Origin of the sequence: Ochrobactrum sp. AP1BH01-1 (assembly GCF_018066705.1) — a bacterium.
GTDB lineage: Bacteria > Pseudomonadota > Alphaproteobacteria > Rhizobiales > Rhizobiaceae > Brucella.
Map to the genome: position 1 here is coordinate 1 of NZ_JAGPOU010000012.1, position 541 is coordinate 541.

Sequence of the window (541 nt, forward strand, 5' to 3'; positions counted from 1 at the left end):
CAATCGCGCCAACCGTCACCGTCGTGCCCGCCGCACCCGTGTCCGGCGGCGTCGTGTCGGATGTCCACGTGCCCGTATCCGTTCCCGCATTGCCTGCCGGGTCCGTCACCGTAACCGTCACGGTGCCATCGCCCTGCGGGGTGGAAGGCGACGCCGTCCACGCACCTGTCGTGCCATCCGCCGTCACGGTCGATGTCGTTCCGTCCGGCCAGCTCACAACCACCGTCGAGCCCGGTTCCGTCACGCCCGAAGCCGTCGGGATATTGTCCCCATCCGGATCGGTCAACTCGACCGTCGTCGTCGGGGGCGTCAGGTCGATGGTCACAGGTCCGAGCGAACCGGCCGGGCTTGTATTGCCGGCAGCATCGGTCTGGCGAACCTGCACGTCGCCATCCGCATAGATACCCGGCGCAAGCTCAAAGCTCGTACCGCTCCCCGCCTGCCAGGTCGCACCGCCGTCGGTGCTGTATTCCCAGCTCGCCCCGGCCTCAAGCCCGCCGACCACAACCGTGCCGTCATTGGTGATGCCATCGCCAGGCGT

At 68.0% G+C, this 541-nt stretch carries 1 pseudogene; it reads right to left on the reverse strand.

Annotation, left to right across the window (positions count from 1 at the left end):
• Nucleotides 1-541 (reverse strand): annotated as a pseudogene (locus J9800_RS21965) (hypothetical protein); the annotation flags it as partial.